The sequence below is a fragment of the Curtobacterium sp. MCBD17_003 genome, assembly GCF_003234885.2.
Classification (GTDB): domain Bacteria; phylum Actinomycetota; class Actinomycetes; order Actinomycetales; family Microbacteriaceae; genus Curtobacterium.
Genome location: NZ_CP126275.1, coordinates 2,530,047 through 2,551,594, shown reverse-complemented (window position 1 = coordinate 2,551,594; position 21,548 = coordinate 2,530,047). Strand labels below are relative to the sequence as shown.

Sequence of the window (21,548 nt, the reverse complement as noted above, 5' to 3'; positions counted from 1 at the left end):
CGGTGGTGTCGGCGGCCCTCGGTAGCGTGACGGCGTGCCGACCGCGACCTCGACGACCAGTGCGCCCCGCCGTGCCGTCCTGCGCGACGCCGGGCTGACCGGTCGCGGGCGGGCGGGTGCCGCGGTGGTCGTCGCCCCGGTCCTCCTGGACCCCGCGCAGCGGTCCGTGCTCGCGCTGCCGCACGACACGTGCGCCGCCGTGATCGGTGCGCCGGGCACGGGCAAGACCACGGTGCTCGCGCAGCTCGTCGCCCACCTGCTGTCCGAGCCCGGGGGCGTCAGCGCCGACGGGTACACGAGCGTCCTGACCCTGACGTCGTCGCGTCCGGCCGCCACCGCCCTGCGGGACCGCCTGGCGGCGGCCGCGGACCGCGTGGTGCCCGGCGCGCTCGCCCGGACCGTGAACTCGCTCGCCTTCCAGGTCGTCACGCACGCCGCAGCGCTCGTCGGGCAGGAGGCCCCGACGTTGCTGACCGGTGGGGAACAGGACGCGGTCCTCGCCGACCTCATCGCCGGGCACGCCGTCGACGGCACCGGCCCGGCCTGGCCCGATCCGATCACCCCTGCCGTCCGCGAACGTGCCGGCTTCCGGACCGCGCTGCGCGACGTCATGATGCGCACGGTTGCCGCCGGCATCGAGCCCGACGACATGCGCGAACTCGCAGGCGACCACGGGCGCCCGGAGTGGGCGGCCGTCGGGGACCTCGTCGACGAGTACCGCGCGGCGGTCACGGCGTACCGCGAGACCGCGCTCGACGCGGCGGAACTCGTGGCGTTCGCCACCGCGGCCGTGGCGCGGGGCGAGGTGCCGCCCGCGGTCGCCGCGCTCCGCCACGTCCTCGTCGACGACGCCCAGGAACTCGTGGAGGGCGAGGTCGCGTTCCTCGGTGCGCTCGCCCGAGGGGGCGTGCGGATCGTCGCCTTCGGCGATCCGGACATCGCCTCGAGCGCGTTCCGCGGCGCCGAGCCCGACGTGCTCGGCCGCCTGGCGGTCCGGCTCGGCGTGCCGGCCGTGCACGAGGTCGTGCTCGACACCGTCCACCGACACCCGCCCGCGATCCGGGCGCTCGTGAGCGCCGTCACCGCCCGGATCGGTGCTGCGGCCGCGGGGCGGCAGCGGGTGGCGGCCGCCGCGGGTGCGGACGACCGGGCCGACGCCGTGGTGCACCTGGAGGCTCCGAGCCGCGCCGGCCTCGTGGCCGCCGTCGCCCGTCGGTTGCGGGAACACCACCTGTTCGACGGCGTGCCGTGGGAGCGCATGGTCGTCGTCACGCGGAGCGGGGCAGCCGTGCCGGACCTCGTCCGCGCCCTGGCCGTTGCCGAGGTCCCCGCCACCGCCGCGAGTGCTCCGGCGCGCCCGCGGGACGACGTCGCCGCTCGGGCGCTCATCGACGCGGCGGCGGTCGCCCTCGGGGTCCGCGCGCTCGACCCCGCCCTCGCCACCGCGTTCGTGTCCGGGCCGCTGGGCGGCCTCGACGCCCTCGCGGTACGGCGGCTGCGGCTCGCCCTGCGCCGCGAGGAGCTCGCCGCCGGGGGCACGCGTCCCGCGGACGACCTGCTGGTCGAGGCGCTCTCCGGCCCGGACCGCTTCACGACGATCGACGCGGGCTTCGCGCGCCGAGCCGGACGCCTCGCGGCGAGCCTCGAGCGGGCGCGCCGCGATGCCGCCGGGGGCGCCAGCATCGAGGAACTGCTCTGGGGGCTGTGGGAGCGCAGCGGACTCGCCCGCACGTGGGGCGGGCAGTCGGCCGCCGGCGGTGTCGGCGCGGCCGAGGCGGACCGGCATCTCGACGCGGTGGTCGGTCTGTTCACGGCGGCGAAGCGGTTCGTCGAACGCACACCGGACGCCCCGGCGCGTGTGTTCGTGGACGACCTGCTCGGCGCCGACCTGCCCGAGGACACGATCGGACCCGACCGGACCGCCGGCCGGGTCCGCGTGGTGACGCCGCTCGCGACCATCGGGGTGGAGTGCGACGTCGTGGTGGTGCTCGGACTCCAGGACGGCGTGTGGCCGAACACCCGCGTCCGTGGCAGCCTGCTCGACCCCGACGGCCTCGTCCGGGCCGCCGCCGGGATCGAGCGCACACCGACCGACGAGCGCGCCGCCGTGGTCGCCGACGAGCTGCGGCTGTTCGCCAGGGCGGTGTCCCGCGCGACGACCCAGGTGGTGCTCGGCAGCATCGCCAACGACGACGAGGCTCCGAGCCCCTTCCTCCGGCTCGTCCCGGTGCCACCGGACCGCACGCCGAACCCCCACCCGCTCTCGCTCCGGGGCATGGCCGGGTCCCTGCGCCGACGGGTCGTGACCACCGGCGATCCGGAAGCGGCATCGGCCCTGGCACGCCTGGCGGCGGAGGGCGTCCCCGGGGCCGATCCGGACGAGTGGTACGGCATCGCCGAGCCGAGCACCGACCGACCCCTCGTCGACCTGACGGCGGAACCGGTGGTGCCGGAGGACGGCGGGGCGGCCGTGCCCCCGACCGTCGCTGTGTCGCCGTCGCGCATCGGGACCTTCGAGGAGTGCCCGCTGCACTGGTTCGCCCAGTCCTTCGGCGGTGGCGCACCGAGCCCGGCCATGGGCATCGGGACGATCGTCCACGACGCCATGGAGCACGCGACCGACGTCGACGTCGAGTCGCTCTGGCGCCGCGTCGAGGACCGGTGGTCCGAGCTCGTGTTCGAGTCCGACTGGATCGCCGAGCGGGAACGCGCTCGGACGCGGCGGATGATCGAGGGTCTCAGCGACTACCTCCGCACGGCTGCCGCCGCCGGCCGTCGGGTCCTCGGTGCCGAGGCGTCGTTCGTGCTGGTGACCGGCCCCGCTCGCCTCCGCGGCAGCATCGACCGGATCGAGGAAGCGCCGGACGGCACCGTCAGCGTCGTCGACCTGAAGACGGGGACGACGATGCCGGGCAAGTCCGCCATGCCGGAGCACGCACAGCTGGGTGCGTACCAGCTCGCGCTCGCCGACGGGGCGGTGGAGGGCCTCCCGGCCGACGTCCCCGTGTCGGACGCACGGCTCGTGTTCGTCGCGAGCGGGCAGGGTGGGCACGCGTTCACGGAACGGATCCAGCCCGCGTTCGACGACGATGCCCGCGCGTCCTACCGGGAGCGCCTGCACACGGTCGCCGAAGGCATGGCGGGGCGGGTGTTCGTCGCCCACGTCGACGACCACTGCGAGCGCGCCCGGACCGGTGTCGAGTGCCGGATCCACGTCGTCGGGGAGGTCACCTGGTGAACGGCGTCCCCACCGCGGAGCAGGACCGGCACGCCGAGGTCGCGCCGACGGCATCGGCGGAGGCGGCGGTCCCGTCGGCTGCGATGCACGCGGCAGCCCGCCCTGCGGCCCGGTACTCGGCGGACGCGATCGCCGACGCCCTCGGGCGGCCTCGCCCCACCGACCAGCAGCGCGCCGTGATCGAGTCGCCGCTCGCGCCGGCGCTCGTCGTGGCGGGCGCGGGGAGCGGGAAGACCGAGACCATGGCCTCCCGGGTCGTGTGGCTGCTCGCGAACGGCGCGGTGCGCCCGGACGAGGTGCTCGGCCTGACCTTCACCCGCAAGGCCGCCGGTGAGCTCGGCGTGCGGATCAACGACCGGATCGCCGCGCTCGAGGGCGCCGGGCTGATCGAGCCCGCCGACGCCTTCGAGGCCCCGACGGTCTCCACCTACAACGCCTTCGCGAACGCGGTGTTCCGCGAGAACGCCCTGCTCGTCGGGCGTGACGGCGAGTCGCAGGTCCTCACGGAGCCGTCGGCCTGGCAGCTCGCGCGACGCGTCGTGGTCGCCGCGCAGGACGACCGCCTGGCGGGTCTGGGCCGGAACGTCGACACCGTCACCGCGGCGCTCGTCGCCCTCAACGGCGCGATGAGCGAGCATCTGGTCGACCCGGACCGGCTCCGTCGCTTCGCGGAGCAGTTCACCGCGCTGCTCGAGCTCCCCGCCACCCGGGGCAAGCCGTCGGCCGCGCTGGTCGGGACGGTGCCGGCCGTCGGCGGACTCGCGCCGCTGGTGGACCTGGTGGAGACGTTCCGACGCCAGAAGACCGAGCGGGGCTTCGTCGAGTTCTCCGACCAGATCGCCCTCGCCCTCGCCGCGGCCGAGGCGGCACCGCGCGTCGCGGACGACCTGCGCGCCCGCTACCGGGTCGTGCTCCTGGACGAGTACCAGGACACGTCGGTCGTCCAGACGCGGTTCCTCGCGCGGCTGTTCCGCGGGCACCCCGTCATGGCCGTGGGTGACCCGCACCAGTCCATCTACGGGTTCCGCGGGGCGAGCGCGGCCAACCTGGCACGGTTTCCCCGGGACTTCGGCGCGGACGACCCATCGCCCAGGACGTACGCGCTCTCGACGAGCTGGCGGAACCCCGTGTCGGTGCTCGTCGGGGCGAACGCCCTCGTGGCGCCGCTCACCGAGGCCGCGCGCGTCCGCGTCGAGGAACTCCGCCCCCGACCGGGTGCGGAGGTCGGCACGGTCGAGGCACGGTTCCCCGAGACCCTGCCGGAGGAAGCCGCTGCGGTCGCTGACTGGTTCGCCGCCCGCCGGGCGGCGCGACCCGGCACGTCGATGGCACTGCTGCTCCGGGCCCGGAAGGACCTCGCGGCCTTCACCGCGGCGTTGGGTCACCGCGAGGTGCCCTACCGCGTGCTCGGCACCGGCGGCCTGCTCCAGCGGCCGGAGATCGTCGACCTCGTGGCCTGCCTGCGGGTGCTGCACGACCCGTCCGCCGGCAACGAGCTCATCCGCCTGCTCACGGGCGCACGCTGGCGCATCGGTCCCGCCGACGTCGTCGCCCTGCAGCGCGTCGGCCGGTGGCTGTTCGAGCGCGACCACACGCACGCGCGTCTCGACCCCGCGGTCGCGGACGCGTTCCGGGGCTCGGTCGCGGCGGGCGAGCACGGGTCGCTCGTCGACGCCCTCGACTTCGTCGCGACCGCACCCGACGAGCACGGGGCGACCGCCGACATCAGCGCCGAGGGGCGACTCCGGATGCGGGCGCTCGGTGCCGCCCTCTCGGCTCTCCGCGCCCGCGCCGGCGGTGACCTGGTCGACTTCGTCACGCTCGTGGTGCAGGAGATGCGGCTCGACGTCGAGGTCGCGGCGCACGAGCAGGGCGCGTCCGACCACCTCGACGCCTTCCTCGACGAACTCGCCGGGTTCGTGGCGACGGACGACCGAGCTGATCTCGGCTCGTTCATCGGCTGGCTCGACGCGGCCGCGCGCCGCGACGACATGGGGCCGCGGAGCGAGGAGCCGGAACCCGGCACCGTCCAGATCCTGACCATCCACGGCGCGAAGGGGCTCGAGTGGGACGCCGTCGCGGTCCCGCGGATGGTGGAGGGCGCGCTGCCGGCCCGTCCGCAGGAGGGCTCGACCGGCTGGCTCGGCTTCGGGCGGCTGCCGTACGAGTTCCGCGGCGACGCCGACGAGCTCCCGCATCTCGCCTGGCGGGGTGCCGAGACCCAGAAGGCGGTCGCGGACGCGATCGCGACCTTCAAGGAGGCCGTCGGGCGCAGCAACCTCGACGAGGAGCGCCGGCTCACCTACGTGGCGCTGACCCGCGCACGGCAGGCGCTGCTCGTGACCGGCTCGTACTGGGGGACCGGCGTGCGCCCGACGGAGCCGAGTCGTTACCTCGCCGACCTCGTCGCCGCCGGTGTCGTGGATCCGGACGCGATCCCGGCGGGGACCGAGTTCGACGAGAACCCGCTCGCCGACTCCGGCGCGACCATGCCGTGGCCCCACCTGCCGTTCGGCGAACGGGGCGCGCGTGTCCTGGCGGCCGCCGACCGGGTGCGGGCAGCGCACCCGGGTGCCGCCGGACGGTACGCGGCCGACCTCGACCTCCTGCTCGCCGAGCGACGCGCCGCTCACCGCGACCGTCACGTCGTGACCGTGCCCCACCGGATCCCGGCCTCGGGGTTCAAGGACTACCTGACCGAACCCGCCGCGGTCGCGGAGCGGCTCCGTCGCCCGATGCCGGAGCGGCCCTACCGGGCGACCCGCCTCGGGACCCTGTTCCACCAGTGGGTCGAGCGCCGGGCCCGGCCGTCGGGGTCGCTCGAGACCCTCGACGCCTGGGACGGCGAGCTCGACGCCGACGTCGACGAGCACGGCGGCACGGCCGCTGCCCCGTCCGACGACGACGCCCGGCGGCTCGCCGAGTTCCAGGCCACGTTCGCACGGTCCCGCTGGGCCGACCGCACCCCGGTCGAGGTGGAGCGCGAGATCCACATCCCGTTCCTGGGGCACAGCGTCGTGTGCAAGCTCGACGCCGTGTACGAGATCGACGGGCGGATCGAGATCGTCGACTGGAAGACGGGGCGCGCGCCGTCCGGGGCCGAGGACCTGGAGCGGCGGCAGCTCCAACTCGCGCTCTACCGCGTGGCGTACGCGGAGTTCACCGGACGGCCGGTCGAGGACGTCGACGCGGTCTTCTACTTCGTCGCGGACGACCTCGAGGTGCGTCCAGCGGAACTGCTCGACCGAGCCGGTCTGGAGCGCGCGTGGGTGCGTGCGATCGGCTGATCGTCAGGCGTGCCGACGCTCCGTCGACGACAGCAGCTGCTCCACCTCGGTGATCTCCATCGTGTCCGGCGACGCGGCCTGGAGCGGCTGGGCGAGGGGCGAGTGCACCACGTCGACGAGGCGGTGCATCATCGCGACCGCGTCGTCCACGACCTCGGTGCTCTTCACCTGGACGCCGTGCAGGAGCCACTGGGCGGTCTCGAGCTCGTGGTAGAGCCGCGCCCGTTGCGGCACCTGCCGGTCCCGGGCGCCGCCGCCGGCCGTGTAGGCGTGCATGACCGTCTCGAAGGCGGACGCGTTCCGTGCGCTGAGGACCCAGGCGAGATCTCGTGCCGGGTCGCCCAGCCGGAGCTCGCCCCAGCCGAGGACGCCGCTGACGTGGTCGCCCACGACGAGCACCCGATCCGCGGCGAGACCGCCGTGCACCACCGTCGGGGTGAACTGCCACAGCTGTTGGTCGCGCGCGGCGCCCTCCCACCGTTCCGTGAGCGCCGCCGGCACGAGCCCGGTGGCGACGGCCCGGTCCATCACCGACACCGCCGAGCGGAGGATCTCGAACGGTGTCAGCGACGGCAGTCCCGCGTCCGTCACGAAGCTCGTGGGGAGCGCGTGGACCGCGGCGATCGCGCCGCCCAGCGCGGTCGCGAGATCGGGCTGCTCGACGAGCGCGCCGAGGTCGACGTGCGTGCCGTCCACGTAGGTGGTCACGATCGCACGGGTCTGGCCGATGGGCGCCTGTCCGCGGTACTCCGGCACCGCGAACGGGAGGCGCGTCCGGATCCCGGTGCTCAGCGCACGGATGGCGACGAGGTCGGCCGACTGGCGCCCCTCGGCTCGCTGGCTGCGTGGACGTCGGATGACGAGCTGCTCGCCCTCGGCGTCACGGAGGACCGCCGAGTCGTAGTCCCCGGCCTGCGCGGAACCGAGCGTCCGGGTGCCGGTGACCACGAGCCCCGGAACGGCCGTGGTGGCCAACGCCGCTAGAGTGAAGTGGGAACCCGCCATGTCCTCAAGGGTAGGTCGGTGCCCTGGTGTCGAACCGACGCCACGCTGTCTCCCGGACGATCATCGCCGCGTACTCGACGCGGCGGTCCCGCCTGGCGTCCCACCGTCTCGGCGTCCGCCCGGGCGCATCGCAGAGAGGACCGCATCGTGTCGCAGGAGTTCGTCGATCGTCTGCCGCTCGCCCGGAACGAGCTCGACCGCGACGGCGAGTACCGGGAGACACCGGACCTCGAGCGGCTGCTCCGAGCCGACCGCGAGACGCGGTTCCTGCCCGTCCGCCGCGCCGCGTTGCTGCGGGAGCCGGACGGTGTCCTGCGGTTCGTCGACGCGGCCGCGATCCCCGAGGGCACCACGCTGCTGTACCTGGGGCGCGCGCTCGCGGACGCCCCGGACGCACCGCGCGGTACGCGGTTCGTCGCGGCCTTCGTCGACGACGCCACTGCCACCGCCATCGAGCCGGACGACATGGCGTGGGAGAACCTCCGGATGTTCGGCACGGAGCTCTCGGCCCGTGACTCCGGCATCGCGGTCGAGGCCGTGGCCATGGCGAACTGGCACGCGGTGCACGGGTTCTCGCCGAGGACCGGCAGCGCCACGACGACCGAGCGTGGGGGGTGGGTGCGGCGCGACCCGGAGGGCCACGAGCACTTCCCCCGGACGGACCCGGCGATCATCGTGGGGGTCACCGACGGCGAGGACCGCCTGCTGCTCGGCTCGAACGCCGCCTGGGAGCCCGGCCGGTACTCGCTCCTCGCGGGCTTCGTCGAACCGGGCGAGAGCCTCGAGGACGCCGTGCGCCGCGAGGTCTTCGAGGAGTCGGGCGTCCACGTGGAGGACCCGGTCTACCTCGGATCCCAGCCGTGGCCGTTCCCCGCGTCGCTCATGCTCGGGTTCCGCGCTCGCGCCGTGGGCGGGGACGCCTCGACGATCCGGCCCGATGGTGTCGAGATCATGGACGTCCGCTGGTTCTCGCGTGCGGACCTCGCGGCGGTCGCCGGACGCTCGGTCCACCTGCCCGGTCGGACCTCGATCGCTCGCGCCATCATCGAGGACTGGTACGGAGCCGAACTCGACGTCCCCTGACGTCGATCGGCCCGGCGTCCCGGCGTCCTGGTGTCCCGCTGACGAGCCGGACCGAACCGCACGAGAGGGGAGATCGCCCATGGACCCCGAACGCCTGCTCGAGGCGCTCGACCCGGAGCAACGGACCGTCGCACGGCGCCTGCTCGGACCGGTGGCCGTCCTGGCGGGTGCCGGGACCGGCAAGACCCGTGCGATCACACACCGCATCGCGTACGGCGTGGCGACGGGGACGTACGCGCCGAGCCACGTGCTCGCGCTGACCTTCACGACCCGCGCGGCCGGCGAGCTCCGCGCGCGCCTCCGAGCACTCGGCGCCGGTCAGGTCGCGGCCCGCACCTTCCACGCGGCCGCCATGTCCCAGCTGAGCTACTTCTGGCCCGACACCATCGGGGGTCCGGCGCCGCGCATCGTCGAGTCGAAGGGCCGCCTCATCGCGCACGCGGCCGACACGATCGGCATGGGTGTGGACACCGCTGCCCTCCGCGACCTGGCCGCCGAGGTCGAGTGGCGGAAGGTGCAACGCCTGACGCTCGAGGAGTACGAGGCCGCCGCGGCCGATCGCGCGATCCCGACCGGGACGACGCCCCGCCGGGTCGTCGACCTCATGCGCGCGTACGAGGACCTCAAGGACGATCGTCGGCAGCTCGACTTCGAGGACGTCCTGCTCGCGACGCTCGGCATGGTCGAGTCGGAACCGCGGGTCGCGTCGTACGTCCGGCAGCAGTACCGCTTCTTCGTCGTCGACGAGTACCAGGACGTCTCCCCGGTGCAGCACGACCTGCTCCGAGCGTGGCTCGGTGACCGCGACGACGTGTGCGTCGTCGGGGACGCCTCGCAGACGATCTACTCGTTCGCGGGTGCGTCGAGCCGGTACCTCCTCGGTTTCGGCACCGACTTCCCCCGCGCCTCGGTCGTCCGCCTCGAGCGGAACTACCGGTCGACGACCGAGGTCGTCCACGTCGCGAACACGCTCATGCGCGGGCAGCCGGGGGCGCTCGACCTGGAGGCCCGCACGGACGAGCCGGGGCACCCACCGGAGGTCGTCCCGGTCGCCGACGACGCGGCCGAGGCGCGCGAGGTCGCCCGCCGCGTCGCCGATCGCATCGCCGGCGGGGCGCGGCCGTCGGAGTGCGCCGTGCTGTTCCGCATCGGAGCGCAGTCCGCGGCGCTCGAGGCGGCACTCGGACGCGCGGGTGTCCCGACGCGCGTGCAGGGCGGCCCACGGTTCTTCGACCGGCCCGAGGTGCGCCAGGCCGTGCTGCTCCTCCGGGGTGCGGCGATGAGCATCACGGACGAGCCGGTGACGAAGACCGTGTCCGACGTCCTGCGGTCCCTCGGCTGGGCCGCGTCGCCGCCCGATGCCGCCGGTGCGGGTGCGGTGCGCGACCGGTGGGAGGCGCTCCAGGCGATCATGGGCCTCGCTGAGCAGGCCGCGCCTGGCACCACTCTCCAGCGCTTCGCGGCGGACCTCGTCGACCGCGAGGCGACCCATCACGAGCCCGAGGTCGAGGCCGTCACGCTCTCCACCCTCCACTCGGCGAAGGGGCTCGAGTGGCCGCACGTGACGATCGTCGGGGCGTCGGAGGGCCTCTTGCCGATCTCGTACGCGACGACGGACGCCGAGGTCGACGAGGAGCGCCGCCTGTTCTACGTCGGGGTCACGCGGGCGCGGGCATCGTTGACGGTCACGTGGGCGCGGCGGGGATCGGGGCGCGGAGGAGACCGTCAGCCGAGTCGTTTCCTGGCAGCGCTCGGCACGCGCACCGTGGATGCGGCAGCAGCGTCCGGCTCGTGACCGCGAGCGTCTCGCGGTCGACGAACACCTGCACGCCAGCCGCGTGACCGGTGGTGGCGGCGTCCCGGTCAGCGGACGCGTCGCCGTCGCCGTCGCCGACGCCCTCGCCGTCGCCGTCGGTGACCGAGGTCGTGATCGGTCCGGCGCCCGTCCCGGTGCCCAGCCGGTCGAGCGCCAGGCGGCACGCGATCGCGGCCACCGCTGCCGCGCGGTGGGGTGACAGCGGCGCGGCGCGTCGCCCCCACAGTTGTGTCGCGAGCGTGGGCCAGTGATCGTCCTCGTCCACCCGCGCGAGCTCGACGCAGTGCAGGCACGGACCGCGGTCCGGCTCGACGACGGGGCCGACCCGGACGCGCCCGTCGCCGACGACGACGGTGAGCTGCGGGAGGTCGCGGAGCAGCCACGCCGACCGCAGGGCGGGATCGAGGACGTGGTCCGCGACCGCCAGAGCCAGGTCGGCCTCCGGGGTCGCCGGTCCAGGCGGTTCCCCCGCTGCAGGATCGGCCTGGGCCACCGTCACGCCCTCGCCGCGCAGGTGCCCCTGCAGCAGGTCGACGACCGGCCCGGATCCGTGGAGTTCGACGCACCGTCGGCGTGCGACCGGCCGGTCGACCAGCACGGGCGCGACCGCCGCGAGCACGCCGGCCGCCGCGGCCGGGCTGCACCGGGCCTGGGCGGCGAGAGCGGGGAGGGCCTCACGGCTCGTCTCACGCCGGAGGGACGTCAGGAAGCGCTCCTCCGCCACGGAGGCGACGGGGACCACAGCCCGTGGCGGATCCACCCCGATCTGCACCGTGTGCAGGTCGCGCCAGACGAACTCGAGCGACGGATCGATGCGGATGCCCATGTCCGGCAGTCTCGCCGGTCCGGGGCGGACGGTTCCCGGACCTCCCGGCAGTTGTGGAGAACCGGGACCTGTGGACGAGTGCTAGTCGTCGTCGCGCGCCGTGCCGTCCGGCGACTCGTGCGGACGGTCGTCCGTCGTGTCGTTGAGCAGGTCCTCGAGCGCGCGGTCGATGTCGTCGGAGGCCGTGCCCGGGTCCCGCAGCCGCGCGACGAGCGCGTCGGGGTCGTCGATGTCCGCGGACGTCGGGACGAGGTCCGGGTGCGACCAGAGCGCGTCGCGCTGCTCCGGGCCCAGCTCGTCGACGACCCGCTGCCACATGGCCGCGGCCTCGCGCAGCCGCCGCGGCCGGAGTTCGAGACCGACCAGCGTGGCGAACGCGGACTCCGCGGGACCGCCCGCGGCACGACGTCGACGCACCATCTCGGCGATGGCGGCCGACCGGGGCAGGCGCGTGGTCGCCGCCGCGGTGACGACGTCGACCCAGCCCTCGATCAGCGCGAGCATGGTCTCGAGTCGCGCGAGCGCCTGGTCCTGCTCGGGCGTCCGCGGGGGGATGAGGGCGCCGCTCGACAGGGCGTCGCGCAGCTCCTCGGCGTTCGAGGGGTCGAAGCCGCTCGCGAGCTCCTCGATCGCGGAGGTGTCGACGTGGATGCCACGTGCGAACTCGGTGATCGAGGAGATGAGGTGGAGGCGCAGCCACCGCGCCGAGCGGAACAGGCGCGCGTGCGCGAGCTCGCGGACCGCCAGGTAGATCCGGACCTCGTCGACGGGGACGTCGAGGCCCTCGGCGAAGGCGGCGACGTTCTGCGGCACCAGGGCGGCCTGCTGGTCGTCGAGGAGCGGGACCCCGACGTCGCCGCCGGACACGACCTCGGTCGCGAGCTGCCCGACGACCTGTCCGAGCTGCACCGCGAACAGGGCGCCGCCGACGCTCCGCATGATGCGACCGGCACCGCTGAGCATGCTCCGGAGCTCCTCGGGCGCCTGCTGGTCGATGACCTCGGTGAGGGCGTCGGCGATGCTCGTCGCGACGGGCTCGGCGATCTGGCTCCAGACCGGCATCGTCGCGGACGCCCACTGCTCGCGCGTCATGAGGCGCGGCGCCGCGGTGAGCTCGGCGACCGAGGTGACGTCGTCCAGCCACAGTGCGGCGACCTGGAACGCCTGCGTCAACGCGGCGCTCGTCGCCGGGTCGACGCCCTGGCCGCCCTCGCGAGCGATCGCGACCGCGCGCTCCGTGGCAGCCGAGAAGTCGATGCCGTCGCCGCCGCCCCGGACGGCGTCCTGCAACTGCCCCATCAGCCGGGCGACGAAGGCCGGGTCGTTCGGGAGCCCCGCGGCGCCCGCGAGCTGGGACGGATCGATGTCGGCACCGCCGGAGAGGAGGCGGCGCAGCATCTCCTGGAACTCGTCGTCCGGTTGCCGCTGCGGATCATCAGCCATGCGCACTACGCTAACCGCTGCCCTGCACCCGGACCTGGGACGTGCCCCTCGGACGCCCGTTCGCGCTGCGCCGTGGGCGAACACGCGCTCCCGTGACCGGGACGCGCGGAGCACCGGCCCGTCGGAAGGACCTCGTTGACCCTCTTCGCCCCGGCTCCTGCCCGCCCGCGTTCCCGCGCTCGCACCGTCGGCTGGGTGCTCGTCGTCGCCGCGGTCGTCCTCGCCCTCCTCGCCACCGTGCTGCCGAGCCCGTACGTCATCGAACTGCCGGGCCCGGTGTTCAACACCATCGGCACGCAACAGCAGGGCACCGCGGCGAAGCCGAAGCGGGTGCAGCTCATCCGGGTGTCGGGACACCCGACCTACCCCACGGCGGGCGCGCTCGACATGCTCACCGTGAGCGTCGAGGGCACCCAGACCGAACGCCCGTCGTGGCTCAGCGTCATCCGTGCGCTGTTCACGAAGTCCGAGGCCGTCGTCCCCGCCGAGGCGATCTACCCGACCGGCGAGACGACCGAGCAGGTGAACCAGCAGGACGCCGCCGACATGGCGGACTCCCAGCAGGCGGCGGTCGCGGCGGCCCTCGTCCACCAGGGGTTCACGGTCGGCTCCACGCTCACCGTCTCGGCGGTCGAACCCCGGTCGGCGGCCGACGGCGTCCTGCGCGAGGGCGACGTCATCGAGTCGATCAACGGGAGGTCGTTGACGCACGACAGCGACGCCAGCACCCTCCGCGCGCGCGTGACCGCGAACGGCGCCGGGACGGCCGCCACCCTCGTGGTCCGTCGCGACGGCGCCACCCGGACCGTCTCGATCACACCGAAGGCCTCCGACGGTGCGGTGCTCCTGGGCATCGGCGTCAGCCAGCACTACGACTTCCCGTTCTCGGTGAAGATCCGCCTGCAGGACGTCGGTGGCCCGAGCGCCGGCATGATGTTCGCGCTCGGGACCATCGACAAGCTGACGCCCGGGCACCTCAACGGCGGAGCCCACGTGGCCGGGACGGGCACGATCGACGTCGACGGCGACGTCGGTGCCATCGGCGGGATCCGGCAGAAGCTCTACGGTGCGCGCTCGGCGGGCGCGACGGTGTTCCTGGCCCCGGAGAGCAACTGCGACGAGGTCGCCGGACACGTCCCCGACGGGCTCGACGTCTACGCGGTGTCGACGCTCCGGCAGGCCGTGCACGACCTGTCCGTCGTCCGGAGCGGCGCGAGCACCGCCCACCTGGCGCGCTGCGGATCCTGACCGGGGTCTGCCGCCGTCCATGGCACGCCGGGGCGGCTCCGGGCGGTTCCACCGACGCTCCACAGCCTGCGCTCCGCCCAGCGTGATCGTCAGCCCGAACCCATAGGATCAGGGTCCCGACGGCTGCGACGCCGTCGTGTCGACACGTCTGGAGCTCACCTGGTGACGAACACATCGTCCGCTGTCCGGCGGCGCTCGCCGCGGATCCCGATCGTCGTCACGATCATCGTGCTGGCGGCGCTGGTGATCGCGTTCTTCGTCTTCGCGAGCCTGTACACCGACTACCTCTGGTTCGCGCAGCTCGGGTTCCAACGCGTCCTCACCACCCGGTGGCTCGCCGGCACCGCGATGTTCTTCGCCGGTTTCCTCGGCATGGCGGTGCCGGTGTACGTCAGCATCGCCGTCGCCTACCGGTTCCGGCCGGTCTACGCCAAGCTCAACGCCCAACTCGACCGCTACCAGCAGGTCATCGAACCGCTCCGCCGCGCCGTCATGTTCGGCGTGCCGTCGGTCCTCGGACTGTTCGCCGGCCTCGCGACCGCGCCGCGCTGGAGCCTCGTGCTCGCCTACTTCAACCGCACGCCGTTCGGCCGCGTCGACCCGCAGTTCCACCTCGACATCGCGTTCTACGTGTTCGACCTGCCGTTCTGGCGTGCGCTCGTCGCCTTCGCCTCCGCTGTCGTGCTCATCGCCGGACTCGCCGCCGTCGCCGCCAGCTACCTGTACGGCGCGCTCCGCTTCGGCAGCCGGGAGGTCCGGATCTCGCGGACCGCTCGGGTCCAGTTGGCCGTCACCGCGGCCCTGTACGTGGCCCTGCAGGCCGTCAGCCTCTGGCTCGACCAGTACGCGACCCTCTCGAAGGACAACTCGCTCATCACGGGTGCGCAGTACACCGAGGTCAACGCGACCATCCCCGGGCGCGAGATCCTCGCGGGCATCGCCGCCGTCGTCGCGCTCCTGTTCGTCGTGACAGCGGTCATCGGCCGGTGGCGGATCTCGGTCGTGGGCACCGCGCTGCTGCTCGTGTCGGCCATCGTCGTCGGCGGGATCTACCCCTGGGTCGTCCAGCGCCTGCAGGTGGCACCGAGCGAGCGCAGCTACGAGTCGGCGTTCATCCAGCGCAACATCGACGCGACCCGGTCCGCGTACGACGTCGCGGGAGTGAAGGAGCGTTCGTACGACGCCAGGACCGACACGCAGACCGGAGCGCTCGCGTCGGACGCGCAGACCACGGCGAACATCCGCATCATCGACCCGTCGATCGTGTCGGAGTCGTTCAGCCAGCTGCAGCAGTACCGCCAGTACTACAAGTTCCCCTCCACCCTCGACGTCGACCGCTACGACATCGACGGCACCTCCGAGGACACCGTGATCGCCGTGCGCGACATCGATGTGGACGGGCTCGGCTCCTCGGCGACGCAGTACAACCGCACGTTCGTGTACACACACGGGTACGGGGTCGTCGCCGCGTACGGCAACCAGCGCACGAGCGACGGCAAGCCCGTGTTCCTCGAGTCCGGCATCCCCTCGACGGGCGACCTCGGGGACTACCAGCCGCGCGTGTACTTCGGCGAGAGTTCGCCCGCGTACTCGATCGTCGGGGCGCCCAAGGGGACGAAGAAGATCGAGCTCGACTACCCCTCGGGCGCCGAGGACGCTGCGGCGAGCAACGCGACGACCACGTACCAGGCGAACGGCGGACCGAGCATCGGCAACGTGTTCAACCGGCTCGTCTACGCGGCCAAGTTCGGGTCGGAGCAGATCCTGCTGTCGAACGCGGTGAACGCGGATTCGCAGATCCTGTACGACCGCGATCCGCTCCAGCGGGTGCAGAAGGTCGCGCCGTACCTGACGCTCGACAAGGACGTCTACCCGGCGATCGTCAACCACCGGATCGTCTGGATCGTCGACGGCTACACGACGACCGACGCGTACCCGTACTCCCAGAGCGCGAGCCTGTCGGACAGCATCAACGGCACCACCTCGTCCGGGTACAACACCGACCAGGTGAACTACATCCGGAACTCGGTCAAGGCGACGGTGGACGCCTACACGGGCAAGGTCACCCTGTACTCCTGGGACGCGAAGGACCCGCTGCTGACGACGTGGAAGAAGATCTTCCCCGCGACCGTCCAGCCGATGTCGTCGATGAGTGCCGAGCTGCTCGACCACGTGCGGTACCCGACCGACCTGTTCAAGGTGCAGCGGACCATCCTCGGGACATACCACGTCACGAACGCGAACTCGTTCTACTCCGGCGACGACGCCTGGGTGACGCCGCAGGACCCGTCGTCGAGCTCGTCGAGTTCGTCCACGTCGAGGGTCACCAGCGCACTCGGCACCACCACGACGACCTCGAGCGCCGACCTGCAGGACCCGTACTACCTCACGATGAAGGTCCCGGGGGAGCAGACGGCCTACACGCTCTACTCGACCTACATCCCGCAGCAGTCGGGGTCGAACGCGCGGAACGTGCTGACGGGGTACCTGTCGGTCGACTCGGACGCTGGCGGCCGCGGCAAGGGCAAGCGCTCGAAGGCGTACGGGCGTCTGTCGCTCCTGACGATCCCGAAGACCGACAGCGTGCCCGGTCCGGGTCAGGTCCAGTCGTCGTTCAACGCGGACACCGACGTCTCCACCGAGCTGAACATCCTGAAGCGGGGTGACACGACGATCAAGCGCGGCAACCTGCTGACGCTGCCGATCGGCGGCGGCTTCCTGTACGTCCAGCCGGTGTACGTGCAGTCCACCTCGAACACGTCGTACCCACTACTGCAGAAGGTCCTCGTCGCCTTCGGGGACAAGATCGCGTTCGAGGACACCCTCAACGACGCGCTCAACTCGCTGTTCGGTGGGAACTCCGGTGCCGCGGCGGGCGACCAGGGCGCGTCGACGGGCTCGAGCGGCACCGGTTCGGGTACCAGCGGAGCCAGCGGATCCGGCTCGAGCGACACGGGTTCCGACTCGGGCGCGAGCGGCTCCGGTGGATCGAGCGGCGCGGGATCGGTCAGCGCGAACGCTGCCCTCCAGCAGGCGCTCCAGGACGCGAGCCAGGCGCTCCAGGACCGTCAGCAGGCCTACGCCGACAACGACCTCGTGGCGGCGGCCGAGGCCGACAAGCGACTGCAGCAGGCGGTGCAGGACGCGCTCCAGGCCGAGTCGAACGGAGCGACCACGGGATCGAGCAGCTCGTCGAGTTCCTCCTCCAAGTGAGCCGAATCGGGGCCGCTCGCTCGTGCGAGCGGCCCCGATTCGCGTCCTCGTCCGGGCCGTGTTAGGCTTCTGAACCGTGCCGCGGGGTGGAGCAGTTCGGTAGCTCGCTGGGCTCATAACCCAGAGGTCGTAGGTTCAAATCCTGCCCCCGCAACAAGATGAAGGCCCGGTCCGCCAGGACCGGGCCTTCTGCGTTCGCGCTCCGGTGTTCCCCGTTGCTGCGTTCCCGGTCGAGGGCGGAGCAGACGTCGCGCGTCGGTGGGGTCGCGTGCCTCCCGGCCGGTGTCTACGCTCGTGACCGTGCCCGCCACCCTGACCATCGCCGTCGCCCAGTTCGCGCCGGTCGCCGACGTCGCCGCGAACGTGGCGACCATCGGTGCGGCGGCGGACGCCGCCTCCGCCCGTGGTGCCGACGTCCTCGTCGCACCGGAGTACAGCTCGTTCTTCGAGCCCGAGCTCGGCCGTTCGTACGTCGATGCCGCAGAGCCGCTGGACGGCCCGTTCGTCTCGGGGCTCGCGCGGCACGCGAGGAGGACGGGCCTCACCATCGTCGCCGGCATGAGCGAACGCGGTACGGACGCCGACCGGTTCCGCAACACGGTCGTGGCGGTCGGCCCCGACGGTCACGTCGTGCTCGCCTACCGCAAGGTGCACCTCTACGACGCGTTCGGCGCTCGGGAGTCGGAGTGGATCGAGCCGGGGGATCCGGAGCAGGAGCCCGTGTTCGAGCGCGGCGGCGTACGGATCGGCGTCGAGACGTGTTACGACCTCCGGTTCCCCGAGGTCAGCCGTCGGCTCGCGGTCGCTGGCGCGGACGTCCTGCTCGTGCCGGCGGAGTGGGTCCGGGGGCCGGGCAAGGAGCACCACTGGCGGACACTGCTGGCGGCTCGGGCGATCGAGAACACCGTGTACGTGGTCGGTGCCGGGCAGACACCCCCGGTCGGCGTCGGCCACTCGGTGGTGCTCGACCCGTCGGGCGTCGTCGTCGCCGGGCTCGGAGCGGATCCGGGCCTCCTGGCCGCGACGATCGAGACCGCGACCGTCGAACGCGTGCGGGCGGTCAACCCGTCGCTGGCGTTGCGCCGTTACGCGGTCACACCGCGGTAGCGCGGAGTGCCGCGAGCCGGCCGGCGGCCTCCTCGAGCACCTCGCGGCGCTTGCAGAAGGCGAAGCGGACGAGGGAGCGGTAGCCGGCCGCGTGGTCGGGTCGGACGAATGCGGTCACGGGAACTCCGACGACCCCGGCGAGGCGCGGGAGGTCCAGGCAGAGCGCGCGGGCGTCCGGAGCGCCGAGGGGGGCCGCGTCCGCGATGACGAAGTACGTGGCGTCCGGCAGCATGACGTCGAAGCCGGCGGCGGTGAGGCCGGCCGCCAGCAGGTCGCGCTTGACGCGCAGGTCGTCGGCCACACCCTGGAACACGGCGTCCGGCAACCGGAGGCCGACCGCCACCGCGGGTTGGAACGGCGCGCCGTTCACGAAGGTGAGGAACTGCTTGACCGCGAGCGCCGCCTCCACGAGCGCGGCCGGGCCGCTCAACCAGCCGATCTTCCACCCGGTGGTGCTGAAGGTCTTGCCCGCGCTCGAGACGGTGACCGTTCGCTCCCACGCGCCGGGCAGGGTCGCGATCGGGACGTGCGGGACGCCGAACGTGAGGTGCTCGTAGACCTCGTCGGTGAGGATCACCGCGTCGTGCTGCTCGGCGAGTTCCACGATGGTCGCGAGGACCTCGCGCGGCAGGACCCGACCGGTGGGGTTGTGCGGCGTGTTGACGAGGATCACCCGGGTCCGGTCGGTGACCGCGGCGCGGAGTGCGGCCTCGTCGGGCAGGAAGTCCGGTGCGACCAGGGGGACGGTGACGTGCGTCCCGCCCGCGAGGCGGATGAGTGCGCCGTACGCGTCGTAGAACGGCTCGAAGGTGACGACCTCGTCCCCGGTGTCGACGAGGGCGAGCAGGGTGGCCGCGAGCGCCTCGGTCGCCCCGGCCGTCACGAGGACCTCGCGCTCCGGGTCGAGGTCGATGCCGTGGAACCGCCGCTGGTGCTCGGCGATGGCGGCGCGGAGGTCCGGGATGCCGCGGCCCGGCGGGTACTGGTTCACCCCGGCGAGCACGGCGGCGGCCGCGGCCTCGACCACCGCGGCAGGCCCGTCCTGGTCCGGGAACCCCTGGCCCAGGTTGATGGCGCCGGTGGCCGCCGCGAGCGCGCTCATCTCGGCGAACACGGTCGGGGCGGGTCGTCCGTCCGGGGCGAGCAGCATCGCTCCCTCCGCGGCGCGGAGCCAGGGTCCGGTGGTTCGCATGCTGCTCCCGTCTCTGGGCTGGTCGGTCCAACCTAACGGCCGCGGCGCACCCGGCGACGGATGTGTCCGGGCGTGACGACCACGACGTTCAGGTGGTGCTTATGCTCGACCTAGGGTCCTGCCAGGGGTGGCAGGACGACCGTTCAGGTGGGTGGGCGAGACTGCTCTGCGCTGGAAGGGAGCACGCCGAGCATGACCGACACCACCCCGACCGGGAACGACGACCGTCGAGCGGCCGCCACGGAGCGGGGCGCCGACGAGCCGACCGCGATGAGAACTGGAGCACGCCGATGACGGCCGACGACGACGAGGCCCGCACGACCGGGGCCGACACGGGGGACGCGGACCAGCCGCGGTACGGCGAGCGACTGCCGGGGTACGGCTCCGACGGTCGCGCGCAGGACGCGCAGCAGACCGATCGCTTCACGGCCCCCTACCCCCGCGACGCGGGCGGCCAGGGGCAGTACGGCCAGCAGGGGCAGTACGGTCAGGGGCAGTACGGCCAGCAGGGGCAGTACGGCCAGCAGGGCCACGACAGCGGCCAGTACGGTCAGTACGGTCAGGGCCACCAGGAGGGCGGCCAGTACGGCCAGCAGTCGCCCTACGGGCAGTCGCACGGCGGCTCGGCGTACGGCGCTCCGTCCGCCGGCGGCCAGGGAGCGACCGACCAGTACGGACACCCGATCGGCTACGGACCGGGTGCGCACCAGACCACCGCTCCGGGTTCCTCGCAGGCGCCGACGAGCGCCTTCGGCGACGTGGACGGCGCCGACCGACGGAACGGGACGTACTTCGAGGGCGGCGACAGTGGTCAGCCGCGCGACGCCCGACGTCGTGGCGCGTTGCCGCTCATCGGGATGCTCGTCATCGGCGCGGTCATCGGCGGGCTGGGCGGGGCCACCGTGTGGGCGGTGGCCGACCGCGACGGCGGGACGACCACGACGACCTCGTCGGGCACCACCTCGAACGGGCACCTCACGGTGAACGACTACAACTCCGCGACCGTGGTCACCGCGGTCGCGGCGAAGGCCACGCCCTCGGTCGTCACCATCAACGTGACCGCGGGCGGCGAGGCCGGCACCGGATCCGGCGTCGTGCTCGACAAGGACGGCTACATCGTCACGAACACCCACGTGGTGACGCTCGACGGCGACAGCTCGAAGGGCACGATCCAGGTCACGACCTCGGACGGCAAGATCTACAAGGGCACGCTCGTCGGCACCGACCCCACGGTCGACCTGGCGGTCGTCAAGATCGACGCGAGCGGCCTGACCCCGATGGACTTCGCCAACTCGGAGAAGCTCAACGTCGGCGACACCGCCGTGGCGATCGGCGCGCCGCTCGGGCTGTCGAACACCGTCACCGACGGCATCGTCTCGACCCTGAACCGGAGCATCCAGGTCACGTCGAGCGCGCCGAGCAGCGGTTCCGGTGACTCGAACGACGGCGGCGGCAACAACGGCCAGGGCCCGTACGACTTCTGGGGCAACGGCGACAACGGCAGCGCGTCCACCTCGGACGTCGTGTCGCTGCCCGTGATCCAGACCGACGCGGCGATCAACCCGGGCAACTCGGGTGGTGCGCTGCTCGACTCCAAGGGGCGTCTCATCGGGATCAACGTCGCGATCGCGAGCGCGGGCAGCTCCTCGTCGTCGTCCGACTCCCAGTCGGGCAGCATCGGCGTCGGCTTCGCCATCCCGGCGAACCTCGCCAAGCGCGTGGCGGGTGAGATCATCGACAGCGGTTCCGCCAGCCACGGTCTCCTCGGCGCCACGGTCGGCGACGCGACCGACGACACGAGCGCCACGCAGGTGGGCGCGGTCATCAAGTCGGTGACGAGCGGTGGCGCCGCGGCGTCGGCCGGGCTGCAGAAGGGCGACGTCGTGACGGCGCTCGGTGGCGTCCAGGTCACCGACGGTACCGACCTCACCGCACAGGTGCGGTACCTCGCGGGCGGTGCGAAGACCACGGTCACGTACGTCCGGAACGGGCAGAGCCACACCGCCGACGTCACGCTGGGCACCTACAAGGCCAGCTGACGCCGGGCGGCCGACCGGGAGGCCCGGCCCACCTCGACGAGGTGGGCCGGG

Annotated in this window: 12 protein-coding genes and 1 tRNA gene; 9 read left to right on the top strand and 4 right to left on the bottom strand. The window is 73.2% G+C overall.

Annotation, left to right across the window (positions count from 1 at the left end):
- Positions 1-34 precede the first annotated feature (34 nt).
- Complete coding sequence (locus tag DEI88_RS11995; RefSeq protein ID WP_111071252.1) at positions 35-3,238, top strand: UrvD/REP family ATP-dependent DNA helicase; 3,204 nt, start codon at positions 35-37, stop codon at positions 3,236-3,238.
- Entirely contained in the window at positions 3,235-6,525 is a 3,291-nt protein-coding gene (locus DEI88_RS11990; protein ID WP_258374905.1) for an ATP-dependent helicase, read from the top strand. The genes DEI88_RS11995 and DEI88_RS11990 overlap by 4 nt, the downstream gene beginning before the upstream one ends.
- Before the next feature lie 3 nt (positions 6,526-6,528).
- Here DEI88_RS11990 and DEI88_RS11985 read toward each other — a convergent pair whose 3' ends face one another.
- Positions 6,529-7,530: a phosphotransferase gene (locus tag DEI88_RS11985; RefSeq protein ID WP_111071253.1), complete on the bottom strand. Its 1,002-nt coding sequence runs from the start codon at positions 7,528-7,530 to the stop codon at positions 6,529-6,531.
- Positions 7,531-7,677: 147 nt separating this feature from the next.
- Between DEI88_RS11985 and nudC the strand changes: the two genes are divergently transcribed.
- Together nudC and DEI88_RS11975 are read left to right on the top strand one after the other, a co-directional pair.
- Complete coding sequence (nudC, locus tag DEI88_RS11980) at positions 7,678-8,613, top strand: NAD(+) diphosphatase (protein WP_111071254.1); 936 nt, start codon at positions 7,678-7,680, stop codon at positions 8,611-8,613.
- A gap of 79 nt (positions 8,614-8,692) precedes the next feature.
- Positions 8,693-10,408: an ATP-dependent helicase gene (locus tag DEI88_RS11975; protein WP_111013632.1), complete on the top strand. Its 1,716-nt coding sequence runs from the start codon at positions 8,693-8,695 to the stop codon at positions 10,406-10,408.
- Here DEI88_RS11975 and DEI88_RS11970 read toward each other — a convergent pair.
- Positions 10,299-11,255 (bottom strand): hypothetical protein, encoded by a 957-nt coding sequence (locus DEI88_RS11970; protein ID WP_181441159.1) that lies wholly within the window; start codon positions 11,253-11,255, stop codon positions 10,299-10,301. The two genes, DEI88_RS11975 and DEI88_RS11970, sit on opposite strands and share 110 nt — an antisense overlap.
- Positions 11,256-11,336: 81 nt before the next feature.
- Positions 11,337-12,698: a zinc-dependent metalloprotease gene (locus tag DEI88_RS11965; protein WP_111036484.1), complete on the bottom strand. Its 1,362-nt coding sequence runs from the start codon at positions 12,696-12,698 to the stop codon at positions 11,337-11,339.
- A gap of 135 nt (positions 12,699-12,833) precedes the next feature.
- Between DEI88_RS11965 and DEI88_RS11960 the strand changes: the two genes are divergently transcribed.
- From DEI88_RS11960 to DEI88_RS11945, 4 genes are all read left to right on the top strand, one after another.
- Positions 12,834-13,946: a YlbL family protein gene (locus DEI88_RS11960; protein WP_111071256.1), complete on the top strand. Its 1,113-nt coding sequence runs from the start codon at positions 12,834-12,836 to the stop codon at positions 13,944-13,946.
- A 162-nt stretch (positions 13,947-14,108) separates the two neighbouring features.
- On the top strand, positions 14,109-17,159 hold the full coding sequence (locus tag DEI88_RS11955; RefSeq protein WP_181441160.1) for a UPF0182 family membrane protein: 3,051 nt from the start codon (positions 14,109-14,111) through the stop codon (positions 17,157-17,159).
- Between the two features lie 80 nt (positions 17,160-17,239).
- Positions 17,240-17,313, top strand: a tRNA-Met gene (locus tag DEI88_RS11950).
- Positions 17,314-17,459: 146 nt separating this feature from the next.
- On the top strand, positions 17,460-18,266 hold the full coding sequence (locus DEI88_RS11945; protein ID WP_111071411.1) for a carbon-nitrogen hydrolase family protein: 807 nt from the start codon (positions 17,460-17,462) through the stop codon (positions 18,264-18,266).
- Here the strand turns inward: DEI88_RS11945 and DEI88_RS11940 are convergent.
- Positions 18,253-19,458, bottom strand: coding sequence for an aminotransferase class I/II-fold pyridoxal phosphate-dependent enzyme (locus tag DEI88_RS11940; RefSeq protein WP_111049532.1), 1,206 nt, complete (start codon positions 19,456-19,458; stop codon positions 18,253-18,255). The genes DEI88_RS11945 and DEI88_RS11940 overlap by 14 nt on opposite strands.
- Before the next feature lie 290 nt (positions 19,459-19,748).
- Between DEI88_RS11940 and DEI88_RS11935 the strand changes: the two genes are divergently transcribed.
- Entirely contained in the window at positions 19,749-21,497 is a 1,749-nt protein-coding gene (locus DEI88_RS11935) for a S1C family serine protease (protein WP_258374906.1), read from the top strand.
- Positions 21,498-21,548: the final 51 nt, after the last annotated feature.